16 protein-coding genes are annotated in these 21,081 nt (G+C 64.2%); 9 read left to right on the top strand and 7 right to left on the bottom strand.

The features are described 5' to 3' along the window. Positions 1-4: 4 nt before the first annotated feature. From NKH70_RS02000 to NKH70_RS01990, 3 genes are all read left to right on the top strand, one after another. Complete coding sequence (locus NKH70_RS02000) at positions 5-3,784, top strand: DUF7929 domain-containing protein (protein ID WP_353024782.1); 3,780 nt, start codon at positions 5-7, stop codon at positions 3,782-3,784. Positions 3,785-4,001: 217 nt separating this feature from the next. Further along, entirely contained in the window at positions 4,002-4,679 is a 678-nt protein-coding gene (gene rpe, locus NKH70_RS01995) for a ribulose-phosphate 3-epimerase (protein ID WP_352912103.1), read from the top strand. Between the two features lie 39 nt (positions 4,680-4,718). Continuing rightward, positions 4,719-6,242, top strand: coding sequence for a malonate--CoA ligase (locus NKH70_RS01990; RefSeq protein WP_352979116.1), 1,524 nt, complete (start codon positions 4,719-4,721; stop codon positions 6,240-6,242). On the opposite strand, the gene nagA is transcribed toward NKH70_RS01990, so the two are convergent. The 4 genes from nagA to NKH70_RS01970 are packed head-to-tail and all read right to left on the bottom strand — an operon-like array spanning position 6,239 to position 10,102. Continuing rightward, on the bottom strand, positions 6,239-7,417 hold the full coding sequence (gene nagA / locus NKH70_RS01985) for an N-acetylglucosamine-6-phosphate deacetylase (protein WP_352979114.1): 1,179 nt from the start codon (positions 7,415-7,417) through the stop codon (positions 6,239-6,241). The genes NKH70_RS01990 and nagA overlap by 4 nt on opposite strands. Next, positions 7,414-8,445 carry an SIS domain-containing protein gene (locus tag NKH70_RS01980; protein ID WP_352912099.1) on the bottom strand — a complete coding sequence of 344 codons (1,032 nt, stop codon included), beginning with the start codon at positions 8,443-8,445 and terminating at the stop codon, positions 7,414-7,416. The genes nagA and NKH70_RS01980 overlap by 4 nt, the downstream gene beginning before the upstream one ends. Further along, positions 8,442-9,224 (bottom strand): GntR family transcriptional regulator, encoded by a 783-nt coding sequence (locus tag NKH70_RS01975; RefSeq protein WP_352912097.1) that lies wholly within the window; start codon positions 9,222-9,224, stop codon positions 8,442-8,444. The genes NKH70_RS01980 and NKH70_RS01975 overlap by 4 nt, the downstream gene beginning before the upstream one ends. Then, entirely contained in the window at positions 9,221-10,102 is an 882-nt protein-coding gene (locus NKH70_RS01970) for a glucosamine kinase nucleotide-binding domain-containing protein (protein ID WP_352912095.1), read from the bottom strand. The genes NKH70_RS01975 and NKH70_RS01970 overlap by 4 nt, the downstream gene beginning before the upstream one ends. Before the next feature lie 199 nt (positions 10,103-10,301). Between NKH70_RS01970 and NKH70_RS01965 the strand changes: the two genes are divergently transcribed. The 6 genes from NKH70_RS01965 (at position 10,302) to NKH70_RS01940 (ending at position 16,609) form a co-directional block, all read left to right on the top strand. Beyond that, positions 10,302-11,261, top strand: coding sequence for an N-acetylmuramic acid 6-phosphate etherase (locus tag NKH70_RS01965; RefSeq protein ID WP_352716175.1), 960 nt, complete (start codon positions 10,302-10,304; stop codon positions 11,259-11,261). A 2-nt stretch (positions 11,262-11,263) separates the two neighbouring features. After that, positions 11,264-12,523: an ABC transporter substrate-binding protein gene (locus NKH70_RS01960; protein ID WP_352716177.1), complete on the top strand. Its 1,260-nt coding sequence runs from the start codon at positions 11,264-11,266 to the stop codon at positions 12,521-12,523. A gap of 239 nt (positions 12,524-12,762) precedes the next feature. Continuing rightward, positions 12,763-13,686: a carbohydrate ABC transporter permease gene (locus NKH70_RS01955; RefSeq protein ID WP_352716179.1), complete on the top strand. Its 924-nt coding sequence runs from the start codon at positions 12,763-12,765 to the stop codon at positions 13,684-13,686. Between the two features lie 11 nt (positions 13,687-13,697). Further along, positions 13,698-14,537 carry a carbohydrate ABC transporter permease gene (locus NKH70_RS01950; protein WP_023718923.1) on the top strand — a complete coding sequence of 280 codons (840 nt, stop codon included), beginning with the start codon at positions 13,698-13,700 and terminating at the stop codon, positions 14,535-14,537. Then, positions 14,534-15,595, top strand: coding sequence for a Gfo/Idh/MocA family protein (locus tag NKH70_RS01945; protein WP_352912093.1), 1,062 nt, complete (start codon positions 14,534-14,536; stop codon positions 15,593-15,595). Before NKH70_RS01950 ends, NKH70_RS01945 begins: the two co-directional genes overlap by 4 nt. 15 nt (positions 15,596-15,610) lie before the next feature. Further along, on the top strand, positions 15,611-16,609 hold the full coding sequence (locus tag NKH70_RS01940; RefSeq protein ID WP_352716186.1) for an ABC transporter ATP-binding protein: 999 nt from the start codon (positions 15,611-15,613) through the stop codon (positions 16,607-16,609). A 167-nt stretch (positions 16,610-16,776) separates the two neighbouring features. Here NKH70_RS01940 and NKH70_RS01935 read toward each other — a convergent pair whose 3' ends face one another. The 3 genes from NKH70_RS01935 to NKH70_RS01925 form a co-directional block, all read right to left on the bottom strand. Continuing rightward, positions 16,777-17,622: a fumarylacetoacetate hydrolase family protein gene (locus tag NKH70_RS01935; RefSeq protein ID WP_352716188.1), complete on the bottom strand. Its 846-nt coding sequence runs from the start codon at positions 17,620-17,622 to the stop codon at positions 16,777-16,779. Positions 17,623-17,788: 166 nt separating this feature from the next. Next, a complete protein-coding gene (locus NKH70_RS01930; protein WP_352912090.1) occupies positions 17,789-18,520 on the bottom strand; it encodes an SDR family oxidoreductase in 732 nt (243 codons plus the stop codon). Between the two features lie 177 nt (positions 18,521-18,697). Next, complete coding sequence (locus tag NKH70_RS01925; RefSeq protein ID WP_352912088.1) at positions 18,698-21,070, bottom strand: aldehyde dehydrogenase family protein; 2,373 nt, start codon at positions 21,068-21,070, stop codon at positions 18,698-18,700. Positions 21,071-21,081 lie beyond the last annotated feature (11 nt).

The raw sequence follows: 21,081 nt of genomic DNA, 5'->3' as shown, positions 1-21,081 counted from the left end.
GAAGATGAGCAATCTTGCACTTTTCCCGCCTGCGGCGAGCAGCCAATCAACCGGCAAACAATCATTTGTCATGGAGACCATCATGAAACCCCTGTCACTCGCCAGGCGCGGCGCGCGCTGGCTGATGGCGGCCGGTATCGCGGTCGCCATGCTGAGTCCGCTGCAAGGCTTCGCTGAAGACCTTGCTCCGGCCAAGACCAAGCCTGCCGATACGGGCACTGTCATTCCAGATACCAAGCTCGATTTCGACAATCCTCGCATCGTCAATCCGGAGCCGGGCCGGATCGTGCCCTTCTTCACCAAGAAAGGCACCCAGAGAGGCTGCGACTATGTCGTATATTCGCTGAGCTTTGGCTTGCGCGGCAATCCGCAGGGTTTTGCCAGCCCCGGCCTCGCGGCCATGCTGAAAAAGGTCCGGCTCGATTTCAGGGACCAGCTCCCGCACGGCCTGCGCATTGTGGGCGTGCATGTGACCGGCGACGGCACCGATGCGTCCGGCGGACCGCTGCCCGGCGCTACGATCAGCAGTTCGGCTGGCCCGGACGATACCGCGACGGTGTCCGATTTCCGGCTTTCCGCCAGCGATCTCGACGGCATCGGCGCTGGGAACGAGCGCGTCATTACGTTCCAGATCATCGCCAAGATCGACCATTCGGCGTTTCCGTCACCGACGATCGTTCACAACCAGGGCGTAGTCAAGGTGAGCCGCGAACGCGGTGCTGGCGTCGAAATCCCGTCGCAGGATCCGGGCAAGCCGGACGACGGTAATTTCCTGACCGGCGAAAAGACCTCAATCAGGATCGACGTCATCAAGTGTAATCCGCCACCGCCACCTCCCGGCAAGGAATGCTTCAAGGTGGAGCGCGGCACGGTCGATTGCGTGCCTGGCGGCGGCGCCTTCATCTACCACATGCCGGTCGGTCCAGAGATGGCTGGCAAATGGGTGCAGCTTTCGACGACGACACCCGGCATCACCATCATTCCCGACACGCAATTGGTGCCGGCGGGCGGCGGTGTGCTCAATTGGAAGATCGTCGGCGCTTCACCTGGCGAAGTCATCCACCTCATCGTCACCGGTATCGAAACCTATGCCGGCCCGAAGGAGGGCTGGGGCCTGTGCTGCACGCAGACCATCGACATCGTCATCCCGCGTGATCAGCGCTGCCCGCCGAAGGACAAGGAACCGGATCTGAAAGTCGAAAAGCGCGCCGACGTGCAACGTTGCACGATGGGCGGCGGCTGCGACTTCACCATCAGGGTCACCAATGTCGGCGATGCACCCTACCACGGCAAGATCGTGCTCGACGAAGTCACCCTGCCGGCCAGCTCCACCCTCGATTCAGGGCCGAACCCGCCTTGGATCTGCGCGCCTGGAATCACCCCGATGACATGCACCCATCCGGTGACCACGCTCAGTCCGGGTGCCTCTGTCGACCTCAAGCTCGGCTTCAAGCCGGCCGCAGGCTGGCGAGGCAGCGTCTTGCGCAACTGCGCCACCTACAATTATGGCGCCAGCGGCAAGCTGCTTTTCGGCAGCCAGCAAAACGATCGCGGCTGTGCTTCGATCCCAATCTGCCGGCGTGGCGATCGTGACCGTGACTGCCGGCCGCCGGTGGAGAAGAAGTTCGATCTGATCCTGAAGAAGCGCGCCCGAACCGAATTCTGTTCGGCCGATGGCGTCTGCACCTTCGTGATCGACATCATCAACAATGGCAGCGTCCCCTATAACGGGCCGCTGACGGTCGTCGACACCTATCCGGGCGGCGCGCCGGCATCCTCGACCTTCGGCCCGACGCCGCCATGGATCTGCGGGCCGAACGGTCCCGGCAAGTTCCGTTGCGACAATGCCGGCATCGTGCTGTTGCCTGGCGCCTCGACGCCGATCTTCGTCAGGGCGGTGATGCCGGCCAACTACCGGCCCGATACCGTCGAGAACTGCGCCGAGGTGAAGGCTATTCCCGGTGAGAACGACATCACCAACAACAGAGCCTGCGCCAAGGAACGCATCCGTCATCCCAATGGCGGCGAGCCGGCCCTGCGCATCACCAAGGTGTGCAATGGCTCGCTGGCCGGTGCTGCGATCGTTTCCTGCCGCATCACCGTCATCAGCCTCGGCGCCGCTGCCCCGACCGGTCCGGTGCGGGTCAACGATGCCGCGACGCTGATAACCGGCGGAGCGCCGGTCCAGATCCAGACCGTCACCCCAGACGGCGCGGAATGGGCTTGCGGACCGGTTCCGGCCAACACACTGTCCTGCCAGATTCCCGGCGCCGTTATGACGCCCGGAACCAGTCGCCATTTCGACGTGACGGTTGCCACGAATGGCGAATTCGAGAACTGCGCACGCGGCTCCTACGGCCCGGCTCCGGGAGACGACATCGTCTATCCGATCGGCCAGGCCTGCGCCAAGGGCGGCGCCTCGACCATCCGCGTCGAGAAGACCGGCGACGCCGAGTGCAAGCCCGGCCAGCCCTGCTCGTTCGAGATCACCATCACGAACGATGGGACGAGCGCCTTCTCCGGTCCGGTTCGCATCGGCGATGCCATCGGCGTCGAAGGCCTCGGCCGGCTGGAAGGCGTTGCGATCACCTCGATCGATCCGCCCTTCGGCTGCTCGCCGGAGCCGGCAACCTTGCCTCTGTCCTGCGTCGCCAATTTGACGATCGGCGCCGGGGAAAGCCACGTGCACAATGTGACCGTGATCATTCCCGACGATGGCCGTCTGGCCAATCTGCAGGGCACCGTCAACGGCCAGAACTGCGTCGGCGTGCTGTCTCCGAACACGCCGGTGCAAGGCGGTGGCGACGTGTTGTCCCGCGGTGCGGCCAACGTGCAGGGTGATCGCGGCAAAGCCTATGCCTGCCATCCCTTCACCATCAGGAATGAGGTGAAGAAGGAATGCTCGCAAGGCTTCGTCATGAACGACGCCGGCAACTGCGTCTGCCCGCCAGGCACGACCTTCCGTAACGGCCAATGCTCGTCCGGCGGCGGCACGGTCATCGTGCCGAAGCCAAGACCTTGCGTTCTGCTCAAAGGCCAGATCCGCACCGAAGACGGACGTTGCGTCTGTCCGCGCGGAACCGAGCTGGAGAACGGCGCTTGCGTGGGGAAAGAGCCGAAGCCCGAGCAGTGCACGATCCGTGGCCAGATCCACGACGCTGCCGGCGATTGCGTCTGCCCGCGGGGCACCGAAGTCAGAGGCAATGCCTGCAGGCCGATCCAGCCGGAACCCGAGCAGTGCACCATTCGTGGCCAGATCCACGACGCTGTTGGTGATTGTGTCTGCCCGCGGGGCACCGAAGTCAGAGGCAATGCCTGCCGGCCAATCCAGCCAAGGCCCGAGCAGTGCACCATCCGTGGCCAGATCCACGACGCCGCTGGCGATTGCGTCTGCCCGCGGGGTACGGAAGTCAGAGCCAATGCCTGCCGGCCAATCCGGCCAAAGCCCGAGCAGTGCACCATCCGTGGCCAGATCCACGACGCCGACGGCGATTGCGTCTGCCCGAGGGGCACGGAAGTGCAAGGCAATGCCTGCAGGCGCAAGAAGCCTGTTGTGGTGGAGTGCCCGATACCAGGCCAGATCCACAACAAGCGCGGCGTCTGCGTCTGCCCGCGTGGGACAGAGCTGCGCGACGGCGCCTGCCGCAAACCACGGCTGGAATGCGCACCGGGCGCGCGGCCGATCAATGGCCAGTGCCAGCCGATCCGCAAACCGACCCTGCTGCTGAATCCAAAGGTTCTTCAGCAGGTCGTGCCAAGGCGCAAGCCGCAGCTCGAGCAATAGGATCGCGCGCGGAACTTCAAACGGTGATGGTTCGCGTCACCCAAAACCCGCCGGAGCGATCCGGCGGGGTTTTCTTCGGCGGCAGATGAGAAGGCAGCGCAAACCTGAAGCCGCTGCGTCGGCGGAAGGACAAACCAGCTTCCACTTTCCGGACTCATGGTCTAGGCAGTCGATGCAGACATAGGGCATAAACCGGGGCGTTCGAGAAGGCCGCATCATGAGCAAAAAAACCCTGATCGCGCCATCGGTGCTGGCGTCCGATTTCTCGAAGCTCGGCGACGAGGTCGAGGCCGTGGCGGCCGCGGGCGCCGACTGGATTCACCTTGACGTCATGGACGGGCATTTCGTCCCCAACATCACCTTCGGGCCGCCGGTGATCAAGGCGATCCGCAACCGCACCAAGGCTTTCTTCGACTGCCATCTGATGATCGCCCCGGCCGATCCCTATCTGGCCGCCTTCGCCGAGGCCGGCTGCGACGGCATCACGGTGCACGCCGAAGCCGGGCCGCATCTCGACCGTTCGCTGCAGACGATCAAAAACCTTGGCAAGAAGGCCGGCGTGTCGCTCAACCCGGCGACACCGGAGACGATGATCGAATACGTGCTCGACCGGCTTGATCTGGTCCTGATCATGACGGTCAATCCAGGCTTCGGCGGCCAAGCCTTCATTCCAGCGATCGTCGACAAGGTGAAGCGGGTGAAGGCGCTGATCGGTGACAGGCCGATCCGGATCGAGATCGACGGCGGCATTTCGCCTGAAACTGCGCCCTTGGTCACCGCGGCCGGCGCCAGCGTGCTGGTCGCCGGCGCGGCCATCTTCAAGGGCGGCAGCGTCGAGGCCTACCGGGCAAACATCGAGGCAATCAGGGCGGCGGCGGACAAGGCGGCCGGCTGACCGCCGCCGTCCGGCCGGAGACAGCTGCTCGGGGGACTTATGAGCAACCATCTGTTCGATGCTTTCCGTGCCCGGATGCCCGCGCCCGGACGCCTTTTGATGGAGGCAGAGGACGGGCGCTCGATCAGCTATGGCGAAATGCTGGCGCGCTCCGCTCAACTGGCACATGCGCTGTCGCAGCTAGGCGTCGAAGCCGGCGACCGCGTCGCCGTTCAGGTCGAGAAGAGCCCCGAGGCCATTTTCCTTTATCTCGCCTGCCTGCGTGCCGGGGCGATCTTCCTGCCGCTCAACACCGCCTATACGCTGACCGAGCTCGACTATTTCTTCAGGGATGCCGAGCCGCGACTGGTCGTCTGCGACCCGGCGCGAGTGACCGAGATCGGCGCTTTGGCGCAGGCCTCGGGCGCTGCGGTCGCGACACTCGGCAGCAAGGGTGAGGGTTCGTTGACCGACCGCGCCTCTGAGGCGGCCGTGGACTTCCACGATGTGGCGCGCGGACCGGACGACCTTGCCGCAATCCTCTACACGTCCGGCACCACCGGCCGTTCGAAAGGCGCCATGCTCAGCCACGAGAACCTTGCCTCGAATGCGCGGGTGCTGGTCGACCTCTGGCGCTTCACTGCCGCAGACGTGCTGGTTCACGCGCTGCCGGTTTTCCACACACATGGCCTTTTCGTCGCCACCAATGTCGTCCTGATGGCCGGCGCCTCGATGCTGTTCGTAACCAAATTCGACCCGGCCCGCATCGTCTCGCTGCTGCCGCGCGCCACCGCCCTGATGGGCGTGCCGACATTCTACGTCCGCCTGCTGCAGCAGGACGGTTTGAACCGGCAAGCGGCGAAAAACATCCGCCTGTTCATTTCCGGCTCGGCGCCGCTTTTGGCCGAGACGCACAGAGCCTGGCGAGAGCGCACCGGCCACGCCATCCTCGAGCGCTACGGCATGACCGAGACCAACATGAACACGTCGAACCCTTATGATGGCGAGCGGCGTGCCGGCACGGTCGGGTTTCCCCTGCCCGGCGTTTCCCTGCGCATCGCCGATCCCGATGGCGGCGAAACACTTGCCCGGGGCGAGGTCGGCATGATCGAGGTCAAGGGCCCGAACGTCTTTTGCGGCTACTGGCATATGCCGGAAAAGACCAGGGCCGAATTCCGTGACGACGGTTTCTTCATCACCGGCGATCTCGGGCTGATCGATCCCGACGGCTATGTCCACATCGTCGGCCGCGGCAAGGACCTGATCATTTCCGGCGGCTACAATATCTATCCAAAGGAAGTCGAGAGCGAGATCGACGCGCTGGCTGGCGTCGCCGAAAGCGCTGTCATCGGCGTTGCCCATCCGGATTTCGGCGAAGGCGTCACCGCTATCGTGGTGAGGACGCCGGGCTCGGCCATCAGCGCCGCAGGGATCGTCGAGGCCATCGCCGGGCGCCTCGCCAGGTACAAGCATCCGAAACGGGTGATCTTCGTGGACGAACTGCCGCGCAACACAATGGGCAAGGTGCAGAAGAACCTGCTGCGCGAAACCTACAAGGACCTCTATACGTCCAAAGCCGGCTAAGCCGGAGGGATGGCGTTGGCTGCAAAAACCCTGGCACCGTCGATCCAGACGCTTTTAATGTCCAGATCGTCCGACAGCGAAACGATGTTGGCAGCAGTTCCCTTGGCGAAGCGCCCGAGCCGGTGCGACTGGCCGATCGCTTGCGCCGGATAGAGCGAGGCCATGCGCAAGGCTTCGTCGAGGCTGAGGCCGACGACGCGGTGCACGAAGCGCACCGCGGAAATCATGTCGAGATCCGCGCCCGCCAGCGTGCCGTCGGCAAGCGTCAGCCTGCCATCCTTGCGGTGGATGGTGCGGCCGTTCAGCGTAAACGAGGTCATGTCTGTGCCGATCGTCGCCATGGCGTCGGTGACGAGCAGGATCTTGCCCGGCCCCTGCTTGGCGCGCAAGGCGATGGCCATGGTGGCCGGATCGACATGGATGCCGTCGGCGATGATGCCGGCATGGAATGTGGCTGTATCGATTGCCGCGCCCGCCAGCCCCGGCTCGCGATTGCCGATCTGGCTCATTGCGTTGAACAGATGGGTGACCACCGTTGCGCCGGCCTCGGCAAAGGCGCGAGCCGTGGCATAGCCGGTATCGGAATGGCCGATGCTGACGACAATACCGGCCTTGCTAAGTGCCGACACCTGGCCGGGCTCGACGGATTCGGGCGCCACCGTCGTCAGCAGTACCGGCAGGTTTTTCCGTGCGGCGATCAGCATCGCCTGGTCGGGGTCTAGCATCGGCCGGATCAACGCCGGGTCATGCGCGCCCTTGCGGGCGATCGACAGATGCGGCCCTTCGAGATGCAGGCCCAGGAACCCCGGCACCTTCCTCCGTGCCGCCTCGGCTCCGGCCGCAACCGCCGCGGCGGTGATCTCGGACGTGTCGGTGATCAGCGTCGGCAACAGCGCCGCCGTGCCGAAGGGCGCGTGCGCCCGGCAGATGGTCTCGATCGAGGCGACGTCGGGATGGTCGTTGAGCATGACGCCGCCGCCGCCATTGACCTGCAGATCGACGAAGCCAGGCGCCAGCATGCCGCCGCCGGTCTCGATACGCGCAACACCGGGTGGAACGGCCCCGGCGGCAACGATGGCCTCAACGAGGCCGTCGCGCACGACAAGCGCCGCATTGTCGTGCCAGTCGTCGCCATCGAATATCCGGGCGCCAGTCAGGGCAAAGCGATCGGTCATAGGGTTTCCGTCACCTTGCGCAGATTGGGCGGCGTGTCAGGGTCGAGGCCGCGATGGCGGGCAAAGGCCTCGACGAAACCATAGAACGACACGATCAGCGTCAGTGGATCGGTCAGCGGATGACCGGTGGCGACATGCGGCAGGCGCTGAGCGCTCTTTGCCTTGTCCGACGTCACGAAGACGGCAGCGCCCTTGCCGGCCAGGCTGTCGGCGGCATCGGCCACCGACGGCTCGGACGCATCGCGAGCAGCCAGAGCCAGCACCGGGAAGCCGGGACCGACCAGCGCCAGCGGGCCGTGCATGACCTCGGCGGCACTATAGGCTTCCGCATGCATGGCGCAGGTTTCCTTGAATTTCAGCGCCGCCTCGTTGGCGATCGCCGCCGACGGGCCACGGCCAAGGATGAACAGCGATTTTTGCGTCTCGAGTGCCCCTGCCAGCGCCATCCAGTCGCAGGCGATCGCCTTGCGAAAATGCTCCGGCAAGCTGGCGAGTGCTGCCAGGAGTTTGTCGTCGCCGGTGCAATGCGCCATCAAGGCGAGCCCGGCGACGGCCGAATTGACGAAAGTCTTCGTCGCCGCGACGCTGCGCTCCGGTCCGGCCAGGATGTCGATCGCGTAGTCGCAGGCGCGCGCCAGCGGCGAATCGGCGGTGTTGGTGATGGCGACGGTAAGCGAACCGCCGGCCCGCGCCGCTTGCGCCATGGCAACTATGTCCGGGCTCTTGCCGGATTGCGAGATAGCCAGGCAGGCCGAGCCGCCCAGCTTCAGCTTGGCGCCATAGATCGAGGCGATCGACGGGCCGACCGATGCGACCGCCAGCCCGGCGGTCAGCTCCACGGCATATTTCATGAAGGTCGCGGCATGATCGGACGAGCCGCGCGCCACTGTGACGATGAAATTCGGATCGCGCTCGCGAATGCCGCGTCCGGCTTCCGTCAGCACCGCGGCCGAGCCGTCGAGCAGGCGGGCGGTGGCCTCCGGGATCTCCTCGATCTCGCGCCGCATATGGGTCGTTGTTGCGGTCATGGCCGGCCCTCTTCGCCCGGCCCGCTCAGCCGGAGTTCGGCGACAAAATCATAGGCGTCGCCTCTGTAGATGGAGCGGGTGAACTCGATCACCTTGCCGCTCGCCAGATAGGAGATACGCTCGATATGCAGGCCGGCAATGCCCGGCGGCACTTCCAGCAGATGTGCGTCGCCTTCGCCGAGATTGGTGGCGGAAATGCGCTGCACCGCCCGAACCGGCCTGTTGCCGGTCTTTTCCAGCGCCGCGTAGAGCGACGAACCGATCGCCGCCGGATTGGGCAGCACGCTTGTCGATAGCGAGGCGCGCTCGATCGCCAGCGGCGTGTCGTTGGCGATGCGAAGGCGCGCGACGCGCGCCACCAATTCGTTCGACGCCAGGCCGAGCACCATCATCTCGTCGGGCGACGGCGGATAGAGGCCGCGGTCGAGCCAGGCCGAACGCACCGCCATGCCGCGCCGCGCCATGTCCTCGGTAAACGAGGTCAGCATCGACAGCGACTGCTCGACACGCTCCATGCGCGGCGCAACGAAGGTGCCGGAACCATGGCGCTGGACGAGGATGCCGCCCTTGACCAGGTCCTGCACCGCCTTGCGGACGGTGACGCGCGAAATGTCGGCCTTGCTGGCGATGTCGCGCTCGGAAGGCAGCGCATCGCCCGGTCCGATCAGTCCGCGTTTGACGGCGTCCTCGATGCTCTTCCTCAGCTGCAGATAGAGTGGCGCGCCACTCTGCGACGATTGTCTCAGCGCCGCGAATATCTGGTCGGCCGCCTCGCTCATCGCGCTGCCTCCGCCGTGTTTGCGAAAATCCGAACCGCCATCTGAACCGCGCCGCCCAGCGCGTCGTCGAGCGGCGGGTTCAGCAGCGCCCGGTAGCGGGCCGACAGGCGCGGCGCATAAAGCGGCGCCAGGCCGCCCAGCAGGCAGAGCGGATCGTCGTCACCGAGGTCGAGCACGCCAAGTGCTGCCTCGACATCGGCGACCGCCTTGTCGAGGATCCAGATAGCGACGACGTCGCCTTTTTCGGCATGTTCGAACACCTTGGGCGCGAAGCCGCCGAAGTCTCCGGGCTTGGCATTGGTGGTGAATTCGACCACATCCTCGGGATTGTTGCGGAAGATGGCGAGCATGGCCTCTGTCAGCGGTGATCCCTGGCGGATGCCGTCATAGGCGAGCAGCGTTTGCTCGAGCAGGTCGCGGCCGATGCGGGCGCCGCTGCCCTGGTCGCCGACCTGGAAACCCCAGCCGCCGATGGCGCGCGACTTGCCTTGTTTGCGTGCCATATAGGCGGTGCCGGTGCCGAGGATGGCCATGGCGCCGTCGCCGGAGCCGACCGCGCCTTCCAGCGCGATCTCCGCGTCGGTTTCGACACGGCTGATGCGGAACGGCAGGATCGCTTCAAGCTGCTGCCTGTAGGTGCCGACATTGGCGCCGGCAAGGCCGAGAACGGCCGGAGTTTGCGGGATCAGTGCGGGATCTCTGCCCGCGGCGACAAAGGCCTGCTGCGCTGCGTCGACGATGTTTGTCCTGGCGCCGGTGAGATCGGTTCGGATGTTGGCGGCGCCGCTTTTGGCGCGGCCGAGGACGATGCCGTCGGCCGTTGCAAGGGCCGCCCTGCAGCTGGTGCCGCCGCCATCGATGCCGAGCACGAATTTCACGCGATTTCTCCTCCGGGCGGATAATACCAATAAAATACCAATAGCCAAGGGTTAATTTCCGTTTCAAAAAAGCTAAGCCCTACCTACCTAGAAAATAAGCCAATTTGGTCCGTAGGCCTGCGCCGGCGCAACGATTTCATTAATGCGTGTGGACAAGTGGTATTTTTTTGGTATGGTTTTCTCGATTGGAGGAAAGCGGATGGCCGAAACGCGCACCGAAGCGCTTCACCACAATGCCGAGGGACTGGATATCCAGGCCCCGGAAGCCGTCCTTTCCTGTTTGGCCAACGCACAGATCGAGGCCGCCAAGGCCGTGCACGGCGCCATTCCTGCCATTGCCGCGGCAGCCGAAATCATCGCAAGCAGACTGAAAAGCGGCGGCAAGCTCGCCTATGCGGCTGCCGGCAGTTCGGGCCTGATGGCACTGGCCGATGCGCTGGAGTTGCCGGGCACGTTCGGCATCCAGCGCGATCGCATCGCCATCCTGATCGCCGGCGGCGACGAGGCCTTCAAGACACTGGCCGGCGGGCCGGAGGACGACACTGAGGAAGCTTCGGCAGCGGTTGCTGCCGCCCGCATCGGCAAGGGCGACTGCCTGATCGCCGTCTCGGCCAGTGGCTCGACACCTTATGCTGTCAGGGCGATCGAGGACGCCAGGCGCCGCGGCGCGGCGACCATTGCCATCGCCAACAACCGGGATGCGCCGCTGCTGCGGCTGGCCGACATCGCAATCCTGCTCGAAACGCCGCCGGAGCTGATTGCCGGCTCGACGCGCATGGGCGCCGGCACCGCCCAGAAGATCGCGCTCAACATGCTGTCGACGCTGGCCGCGATCCATCTCGGCCATGTCCATGACGGCTACATGGTCAACCTCATGGCCGACAACATCAAGCTGCGCGACCGCGCCGCTCGCATCGTCGCCGCCATCAGCGGGCGCGACAAGAACGAGGCGGCGCGCCTGCTCGAAAGGAGCGGCGGCGTCGTCAAGACCGCCATTCTGCTCGCCGCCGGCGCCGCCAGCGCCGATGCGGCCGAGAAGATATTGGAAGGGACCGGCCACAAGCTGCGGCCAGCCCTTTCCGCGATCGAGGGGAGCAAGGGGCGCAATGCCTCTGTTCTCATCAAAACCGAACCTGAAAAAGGTCAACAGGGAGACTGAGCATGACAACGAAGCTACTGACGGCACTTCTTCTCGGCACCAGCATTCTCGGCTCCGCCGGGGTGGCTTATGCCGACGACGTAACGCTCAACATCGAAAGCTGGCGCGGCGACGACCTTGCCATCTGGAAGGACAAGCTGATCCCGGCCTTCGAAGCCAAGAACCCGGGCATCAAGGTGGTGTTCGCGCCGTCGGCGCCAACCGAGTATGACGCCGCCCTCGGCGCCAAGCTCGCCGCCGGCTCGGCCGGCGACCTGATCACCTGCCGCCCGTTCGACAAGTCGCTGGAACTCTTCAAGAAGGGCAACCTCGCCGATATCTCGACCCTGCCCGGCATGGAGAACTTCTCCGATGTTGCCAAGGCGGCCTGGCAGACCGACGACGGCAAGTCGAGCTTCTGCGTGCCGATGGCCTCGGTCATCCATGGCTTCATCTACAACAAGGACGCCTTTGACAAGCTCGGCATCAAGGTGCCGACGACCAATGAGGAGTTCTACGCCGCGCTCGACAAGATCAAGGCCGACGGCACCTACATCCCGATGGCGATGGGCACCAAGGATCTCTGGGAAGCGGCGACCATGGGCTACCAGAACATCGGCCCGAACTACTGGAAGGGCGAGGAAGGCCGCCTGGCACTGATCAAGGGCGAGCAGAAGCTGACCGATCCGCAGTGGGTCGAGCCCTACAAGGAACTGGCCAAGTGGAAGGACTATCTCGGCGACGGCTTCGAGGCGCAGACCTATCCGGACAGCCAGAACCTGTTCACGCTCGGCCGCGCCGCCATCTACCCGGCCGGTTCGTGGGAAATCGGCCTGTTCAACACGCAGGCACAGTTCAAGATGGGCGCGTTCCCGCCGCCGGTACAGAAGGCCGGCGACACCTGCTACATCTCCGACCACACCGACATCGGCATGGGCCTCAATGCGGCCTCGAAGAACGCGGATGCGGCCAAGACCTTCCTGTCCTGGGTGGCCTCGCCGGACTTCGCCACCATCTACGCCAACGCGCTGCCGGGCTTCTTCAGCCTGAACAACACCCCCGTGAAGATGGAAGACCCGCTGGCCCAGGAATTCGTCTCCTGGCGCGGCAAGTGCAAGTCGACGATCCGCTCGACCTACCAGATCCTGTCGCGCGGCACGCCGAACCTCGAAAACGAAACGTGGGTTGAATCGGCCAACGTCATCAACGGCACCGACACGCCGGAGGCTGCCGCCAAGAAGCTGCAGGACGGCCTCGACAGCTGGTACAAGCCGGCGAAGTAAGGCGCGGCGAAGCGTTGTCTCCCCCCTCGAGGGGGAGATGTCGCTGAAGGCGACAGAGGGGGTCGGTCGAGGCAGGCCGCGGCTTGATCGTTGTTGGAAAGCGCGGTCGAACGACGATGGCGCGCTGCCTCTGCCGACCCCACCCGCCTCGCTTCGCGAAGCACCCTCCCCTCGAGGGGGAGGGAGGCGCCGTGCCCTTTGACGGCAATAGCAAGACCTGATCGGCGGGGACCGAACGCATGGCCGCAGTACCGAAAAGACCGTTCCGCTGGCATATCGGCGTTTTCCTGGCGCCGGCGTTGCTGGTCTATACGGCGATCATGATCCTGCCGCTGGCCGGCACGCTGCAGCTTTCCTTGTTCCGCAACATCAATCAGTCGCAGGTGTTCGTCGGACTGGAAAATTTCCGCATGCTGTTCGGCGATCCCAACTGGTCGGTCAATTTCTGGAACGCGCTGCGGAACAATGTCTGGTTCTTCATCATCCACATGCTGGTGCAGAACCCGATCGGCGTCCTTTTGGCGGCACTTCTGTCCAGCCCCAGGCTGCGGTTTTCCGCCTTCTACCGCACGGCGATCTTCGTGCCGACGATTCTGTCTTTCGTCATCGTCGGCTTTGCCTGGAAGCTGATCCTGTCGCCGCTATGGGGCGTGGCACCGCATATGATGGACCTTGTCGGCCTGAAAAGCCTGTTCACGCCCTGGCTCGGCAAGGCGCAATATGCGCTGACCGCGCTCAGCCTGATCTCGGTGTGGCAGTTCGTCGGCATCCCGATGATGCTGATCTACGCGGCACTGCTGTCCATCCCCGAAGAGGTGATCGAGGCCGCCGAATGCGATGGGATCACCGGGATGGCGCAGTTCTGGAAGATCAAGCTGCCGCTGATCCTGCCGTCGATCGGCATCATCTCGATCCTGACCTTCGTCGGCAATTTCAACGCTTTCGACCTGATCTACACCGCGCAAGGCGCGTTGGCCGGGCCGAACTATTCAACGGATATTCTCGGCACCTTCCTCTACCGCGCCTTCTTTGGCTTCCAGCTGCAGGTTGGCGACCCCAATATGGGAGCTGCGATCGCCACGATGATGTTCCTGATCATCCTCGGCGGCGTCTGCGTCTATCTGTTCCTCGTGCAGACACGCTTGCGTCGCTACCAGTTTTAGGGAGCGCGATCATGAGCACCGCAACCCGTTCGCTGCCCCGCACCATCGGCGCCCACGCGATCCTTCTGACCTACACCGCGATCGCGCTGTTTCCGGTGATCCTCGTGATCATGAATTCGTTCAAATCGCGTGCCGGGATCTTTGGCGCGCCGCTGACGCCGCCGACGCCAGGGACCTTCGACCTGATCGGCTACACCACGGTGATCGGTCAGGGCGACTTCATCCACTATTTCCAGAACAGCCTTGTCGTCACCGTCGCCTCGCTGTTCTTCGTGCTTCTGTTCGGCGCCATGGCGGCTTTCGCGCTGTCCGAATACCGCTTTCGCGGCAATTCGCTGATGGGGCTTTACCTGGCGCTCGGCATCATGATCCCGATCCGCCTCGGCACCGTCGCCATCCTGCAGTTGATGGTGGCCAGCGGACTGGTCAACACGCTGACGGCGCTGATCCTGGTCTACACGGCGCAGGGCCTGCCGCTTGCCGTCTTCATCCTGTCGGAATTCATGAAGCAGGTCTCCGACGATCTGAAGAATGCGGGCAGGATCGATGGCCTGTCCGAATACACGATCTTTTTCCGGCTGGTGCTGCCGCTGGTGCGGCCATCGATGGCGACGGTCGCCGTCTTCACCATGATCCCGATCTGGAACGATCTGTGGTTCCCGCTGATCCTGGCGCCGTCGGAGGAGACCAAGACGGTGACGCTCGGCGCGCAACTGTTCCTCGGCCAGTTCGTCACCAACTGGAACGCCATTCTCGCGGCGCTGTCGCTGGCGATCATGCCGGTGCTGATCCTCTACGTCATCTTCTCGCGGCAATTGATCCGCGGCATTACGTCCGGAGCCGTCAAGTGAGTTCGCAAAAACCTCTTCGCGTTGTCGTCGCCGGGCTCGGCAATATGGGGCGCAGCCATGCGCTGGCCTATCACACCAATCCGGGATTCCAGATCGCCGCACTGGTCAACCGCTCCGATGTGCAGCTGCCGGAAGGGCTTTCGACCTACGCCATCCGGCGCTCCTTCGACGAGGCGCTGCGTGACGAACGGCCTGACGTCGCCTGCATCGCCACCTATTCCGACAGCCATGCCGATTATGCGGTCAAGGCATTCGAGGCCGGCTGCCACGTCTTCGTCGAAAAGCCGCTGGCAACGACGGTCGCGGATGCAGAGCGCGTCGTCGCCGCAGCCAAGGCCAACGGCAAGAAACTGGTGATCGGCTATATCCTGCGCCATCACCCGTCCTGGATCAGGCTGATCGCCGAGGCGCGGAAGCTCGGCGGCCCTTACGTGTTCCGCATGAATCTCAACCAGCAATCCTCCGGCCACACCTGGGAGACGCACAAGCAGCTGATGCAGACGACGTCGCCGATAGTCGATTGCGGGGTGCATTATCTCGACGTGATGCTGCAGATCACCGATGCCAGGCCGGTCGAGGTGCGCGGCATGGGGCTGCGGCTGAGCGACGAGATTGCGCCCTCAATGTACAATTACGGGCATCTGCAGGTGCTGTTCGACGATGGCTCGGTCGGCTGGTATGAGGCCGGCTGGGGGCCGATGATTTCGGAGACGGCTTTCTTCGTGAAAGACGTGATCTCGCCCAATGGTTGCGTGTCGATCGTTATGAAAGAGGGCGTCAGGTCCGACGACATCGACACCCACACCAAGACCTCGACCATCCGCCTGCACAGTGCGGCAACCGGAGCGGACGGCAAATTCGCCAAACCGGATGAGATGCTGTCGATGCAAGGCGAGCCCGGCCATCAGGACCTCTGCGACCTGGAACAGGCGTTTGTGCTGAAGGCGGTCCGCGAGGATCTGGACTTGACCCGCCACATGGACGACGCGGTGAAGTCGCTCGCCGTCTGCCTGGCCGCAGACGAGAGCGTGCGCAGCGGCCTCGCCGTGAAACTCTAGAACAGGGACTAAGCCGTGGGCTCGCTGAACATCGAGAACGTGAAAAAGGCCTTCGGGCCGGTCGAGGTGCTGAAGGGCATCAACCTCGAAGTGACGGATGGCGAGTTCGTCGTCTTCGTCGGTCCATCCGGCTGTGGGAAGTCGACGCTGCTCAGGGTTATTGCCGGGCTGGAGGACTCGACCTCAGGCCGCGTGGTGATCGACGGTGCGGACGTCTCCGCAACGCCGCCGGCCAAGCGCGGCATCGCCATGGTGTTCCAGACCTACGCGCTCTACCCGCATCTGACGGTGAAGAACAATATGGGCCTCGGCCTCAAGCAGGCAGGCACGCCGGCGGCCGAGATCGACCGCCGCATCGGCATCGCTTCGTCGATGCTGTCGCTGGAGCCCTATCTCGAGAGGCGGCCGGCCGAATTGTCCGGCGGCCAGCGCCAGCGCGTCGCCATCGGCCGTGCCGTGGTGCGCGAACCAAAGCTTTTTCTGTTCGACGAGCCGTTGTCGAACCTCGATGCCGCGCTGCGCGTCAACACCAGGCTGGAGATTGCGCAATTGCATCGCCGGCTGAAGGCAACGATGATCTATGTCACCCACGACCAGGTCGAGGCGATGACACTGGCCGACAAGATCGTTGTGCTCAACGCAGGCAAGATCGAGCAGATCGGCGGACCGATGGAGCTTTACAATTCGCCGGCAAATGAATTCGTCGCTGGGTTCATCGGCTCACCGAAGATGAATTTCGTCGACGGTGCCAGGCTTGGCGAAACGGCAAAGACCATCGGCGTCCGTCCCGAACATTTGACGGTCGATCCCAAATCCGGCGCCTGGAAAGGCACGGTCGTCCATGCCGAGCATCTCGGCGCCGACACCAACCTCTATCTCGACTGCGAGATGGCCGGCCTGATCACCGTGCGCATTTTTGGCGTCTATAACGCTGAGCCTGGTGCCACGCTCTATGCGACGCCGGATCCGGCGAAGACATACCGGTTTGGAGCCGATGGGAAGGTGCTGAAGTAGCTTCGCGGCAAAGGTTGGCGCTGCCCCTCACCCTTACCCTCTCCCCGTATAGAGACGGGGAGAGGGGGGCGTCAGCGCTGGAGCTTCGTCCTTCTCCCCGTCACTATACGGGGAGAAGATGCCGGCAGGCAGATGAGGGGCGGCGCAAACTTGCCAAAGTGAAACGCCTACAAATCCGCCTTGAACGTCTGCTTCTGTATACCAAGCCCTTCAATACCGAGCTCGACGACGTCGCCTGGCTTCAGGAACACCGGCGGCTTCATGCCGAGGCCGACGCCGGGCGGCGTGCCGGTCGAGATGATGTCGCCGGGATGCAGCGACATGAACTGGCTGAGATAGGAGACGAGATAAGCGACGCCGAAGACCATGGTCTTGGTCGAGCCGTTCTGCATGGTCTTGCCGTTGACCGTCAGCCACATCGGGATGTTCTGCGGGTCCTTGACCTCGTCCTTGGTCACCAGCCACGGACCGATCGGCCCGAACGTGTCGCAGCTCTTGCCCTTGGTCCACTGGCCCTGCCGCTCGGCCTGGAAGGCGCGCTCGGAGACGTCATGCGCGACGCAGTAGCCGGCGACATAGTCCAGCGCCTCGGCCTCGGTGACATATTTCGCTTTTCTGCCGATGACCACGCCGAGCTCAACTTCCCAGTCGGTCTTGACCGAGCCGCGCGGGATCAGCACGTCGTCGTTCGGCCCGACAATGGCCGAGCTTGCCTTCATGAAGATGATCGGCTCCGGCGGCACGGTGGCGCCGGTTTCGGCAGCGTGATCGGAATAGTTGAGGCCGATGCAGATGAATTTGCCGGTGCCGGCGACGCAGGCGCCGATCCGCGGCTTGCCGGAAACCACCGGCAGCGATTTCACGTCGAGCTTCGACAATGTCTCAAGCGATGCCGGGTCAAGCGCCTTGCCGGCAATGTCGGTGACATGGGCGGAGAGGTCGCGGATCGTTCCATCGGCATCGAGCAGGCCGGGGCGTTCGCTCCCCGCCTCGCCATAGCGCAGCAGTTTCATACAGTTTTCTCCCAGTTGCGACCAGAGGCCGTTTGCAAACTCGCTCCGCTGCGGCGAATGGCGTGGGTTTCGAGAACCGGAGCGGAGCGTACTTAAAGTACGTGAGCACCGGAAGCGCAGAAAGCCGCGTCAGGCGCCCGGCGGAGTAGGGTTTTCAAATGGCCTCTTAGATCGACCAGCCACCGTCGATATTGTAAGCCTGCCCCGACGTATAGGTGGCACCGGCGAGATAGACGGCGAAGTCGGCGATTTCCTCGGGCGTGCCGAGGCGGCCCATCGGCTGGCGGGCGATGAAGGCGGCGCGGGCTGTGTCGTAGTCGCCCTGCGCATGCATGCGGTCCTGCAGCGACGGGCTTTCGACCGTGCCCGGACAGATCGCATTGCAGCGTATGCCCTTGCCGACGTAGTCGGCGGCGACCGACTTGGTCAGGCCGATGACGGCTGCCTTGGTCAGGCCATAGACGAAGCGGTTCGGCACACCCTTGGTCGAACTGGCCAGCGATGCCATGTTGATGATCGAGCCGTCGCCGCGCTCCAGCATGCCGGGCAGCACGGCGCGGATGGTGCGGATCATCGAGCGGACATTGAGGTCATAGGCAAAGTCGAGATCGCCGTCCTTCATCTCGAGGATCGAGCCGGAATGGACGAAGCCGGCGCAATTGAACAGCACGTCGACGGCGCCGATCTCGGCAAAAGCGGCGTTCACCGCCTCGTCGTTCAGCACGTCGAGCTTGCGGGTCTTGATGCTGGGGGTCTTGCCGAGGTCGGCGAGCACAACCTCGTTAATGTCGGTGGCATGGACGACGGCGCCTGCCTTGGCGAAAGCCAGCGCGCTCGCCCGGCCGATGCCTTGCGCCGCCGCCGTGACGACAACGATTTTGCCTGTCAGATCCGCCATGCTTTTCTCCTCGCCCGTCTGTGATCGTTCGGCTTTTTACCGGCACAAGGCCGGGGCGCAATGTGCCAGGCGGGCACTACCATCCCGCCTGTTTCGATATCCGCCTGCCAGCCAAATGTTTTTTCTCGGTAAAGAACATCTTTTGACCCGTCAAGCCCGGACGTCCCTCCGGGACACTCAGTCGCCGTAGGGCACCCAGACGTTCTTGACCTCGATCGCCCGACGCAGCACGGCATTGCCGGCTGCTTCGCCCGACGCCCAGTCGAGGCTGTGGCCATTGCCGGTCCAGACGCGCTTGAGATTGCCGATGGACTCGGCCTCGGCCTTGGCGCAGGTCTCGGAATCGGCGAACACCCAGAGCCCGTCGACATCGTCATGCTTGGCCAGGACGCCGGCGAGTTCGGCGCTGCGGCCTGTGACGATATTGATGGCGCCCGCTGGAACGTCGGAATATTCGATGACCTGGTAGAGGTCGGTGGCAAGCAGCGGGTATCTTTCGGATGGTACCGCGACCACGGTGTTGCCCATGGCGAGCACAGGCGCCACCAGCGAGATCAGGCCAAGCAAAGGTGCGTTGTCCGACGCGACGATACCGACGACGCCGACCGGTTCGTGCAGCGCCAGTGTGACGGCGCGGGCCGGCGGCTGGTGGACGCGGCCCTCGAACTTGTCGGCCAAGCCGGCATAGAGGAACAGGCGCTCGATCGACAGTTCGACCTCTTCGCGCGCCGCCTTGGCGGTCGCGCCGGTGAGATGGGTCAAACGGGCGGCAAACTCGTCGGCGCGGCCGGAAAGGTTTTCGGCCAGGTAGTAGAGCACCTGGCTGCGGTTGTAGGCGGTCGCCTCCGGCCAGGCCTTGCAGGCACGCGCGGCCCCGACGGCGTCGCGGATGTCCTTGCGGTTGCCGAGACCGACCTCGCCCGCAAGCTTGCCCTTGGCGCTGGCGACGGCAATGGAATAATTGCCGTCCGGCCGGACCTGCTTGCCGCCGATGAACAGCTTTGCCGTGCGGTCGATGGCATCGCCCTCCGGGCGCTCGATAGGTTGAGCCGAAGACGTTGCCGGTTTGATGACCGGGCCAAGCGGCAGTTTTGCCGAGAGATATTCGAACATGCCCTCGCGCCCGCCTTCGCGGCCGAAGCCGCTCTCGCGATAGCCGCCGAAACCGCAGGAGGCGTCGAACATATTGGTGCCGTTGACCCAGACGACGCCGGCCTTCAATTGCGGTGCGACGTGCAGGGCAAGATTGATGTTCTCGCTCCACACCGAAGCGGCCAGGCCATAGCGTGTGTTGTTGGCGAGGTCGATCGCTTCCTCGGTGTTGCGGAAGGTCATGGTGGCGAGCACCGGCCCGAACACCTCTTCCTGTGCCAGAATGTTAGCCGGCGAAACACCTGTCGCCAGCGTTGGCAGATGGTAATAGCCCGAGGCGGGCAGTGCCGAGTCCGGCTGCCAGCAGATCGCGCCCTGCTTGGCGCCTTCGGCGATCAGGCCCTTGACGCGATCGAGCTGGGTCAAATCGACCAGCGGGCCGATATCGGTGTTCTTGTCGAGCGGGCTGCCGACGCGCAGCCGGCTCATCCGCGTCTTGACCTTGGCGATGAAGGCGTCGGCGATGCCTTCCTGCACCAGAAGGCGCGAGCCGGCACAGCACACCTGGCCCTGGTTGAACCAGATGCCGTCGACCAGCCCTTCGACGGCGCTGTCGAGATCGGCATCCTCGAAAACGACGAAGGCCGACTTGCCGCCAAGCTCCAGCGAAAGTTTCTTGCCCGAGCCGGCAGTGGCTTTGCGGATGATCTTGCCGACCTCGGACGAACCGGTGAAGGCGATCTTCTGGATGCCGGGATGGTTGACGATGGCCGCGCCTGCTGCCGGCCCGCCCTGGACGACGTTGACGACGCCTTTCGGCACGCCGGCGCGTTCACAGATCTCGGCAAAGAGGATCGCGGTGAGCGGCGTGAATTCCGCGGGTTTGAGCACCACGGTGCAGCCCGCGGCGAGCGCCGGCGCGATCTTCCAGGCCAGCATCAAGAGGGGGAAGTTCCACGGGATGATCTGGCCGACGACGCCGACGCCCCTGTGGCCTGGAAAATCCTTGTCCAGCGCCTGCGCCCAGCCGGCATGATGGATGAAATGGCGGATGGCGAGCGGCACATCGATGTCGCGGCTTTCGCGGATCGGCTTGCCGTTGTCGATCGATTCCAGCACTGCGAACAGCCGCTGGTGACGCTGCATGGCGCGGCCGATGGCATAGAGCACTTTGGCTCGGCTGTAGCCGGTGCTGGCGCTCCATTTCGGCAGCGCTTTTGTGGCGGCCGAAACCGCCGCGTCGATATCGGCGGCACCAGCGTCCGACACCTTGGCCAGCAGCTTTCCCGAGGACGGATCGCTGGTGTCGAAGGTCTTGCCATTTGCAGCTGCCTTCCAGTCGCCGCTGATGAACAGGGCTTTCGAGAAATCACGGGTCGCCAGCCAGGCATCGGCCTCGTTGCGGGCTTCCGGCGCCGGGCCGTAATCCATGGCGTGATAGCGTTCGAGAATGTTCATGAAGCGCTCCG

The sequence above is a fragment of the Mesorhizobium sp. M0991 genome (assembly GCF_040318915.1).
Lineage (GTDB): Bacteria > Pseudomonadota > Alphaproteobacteria > Rhizobiales > Rhizobiaceae > Mesorhizobium.
The sequence above is the reverse complement of the archived record's forward strand: the minus strand, read 5'-3'. Positions and strand labels throughout refer to the sequence as shown.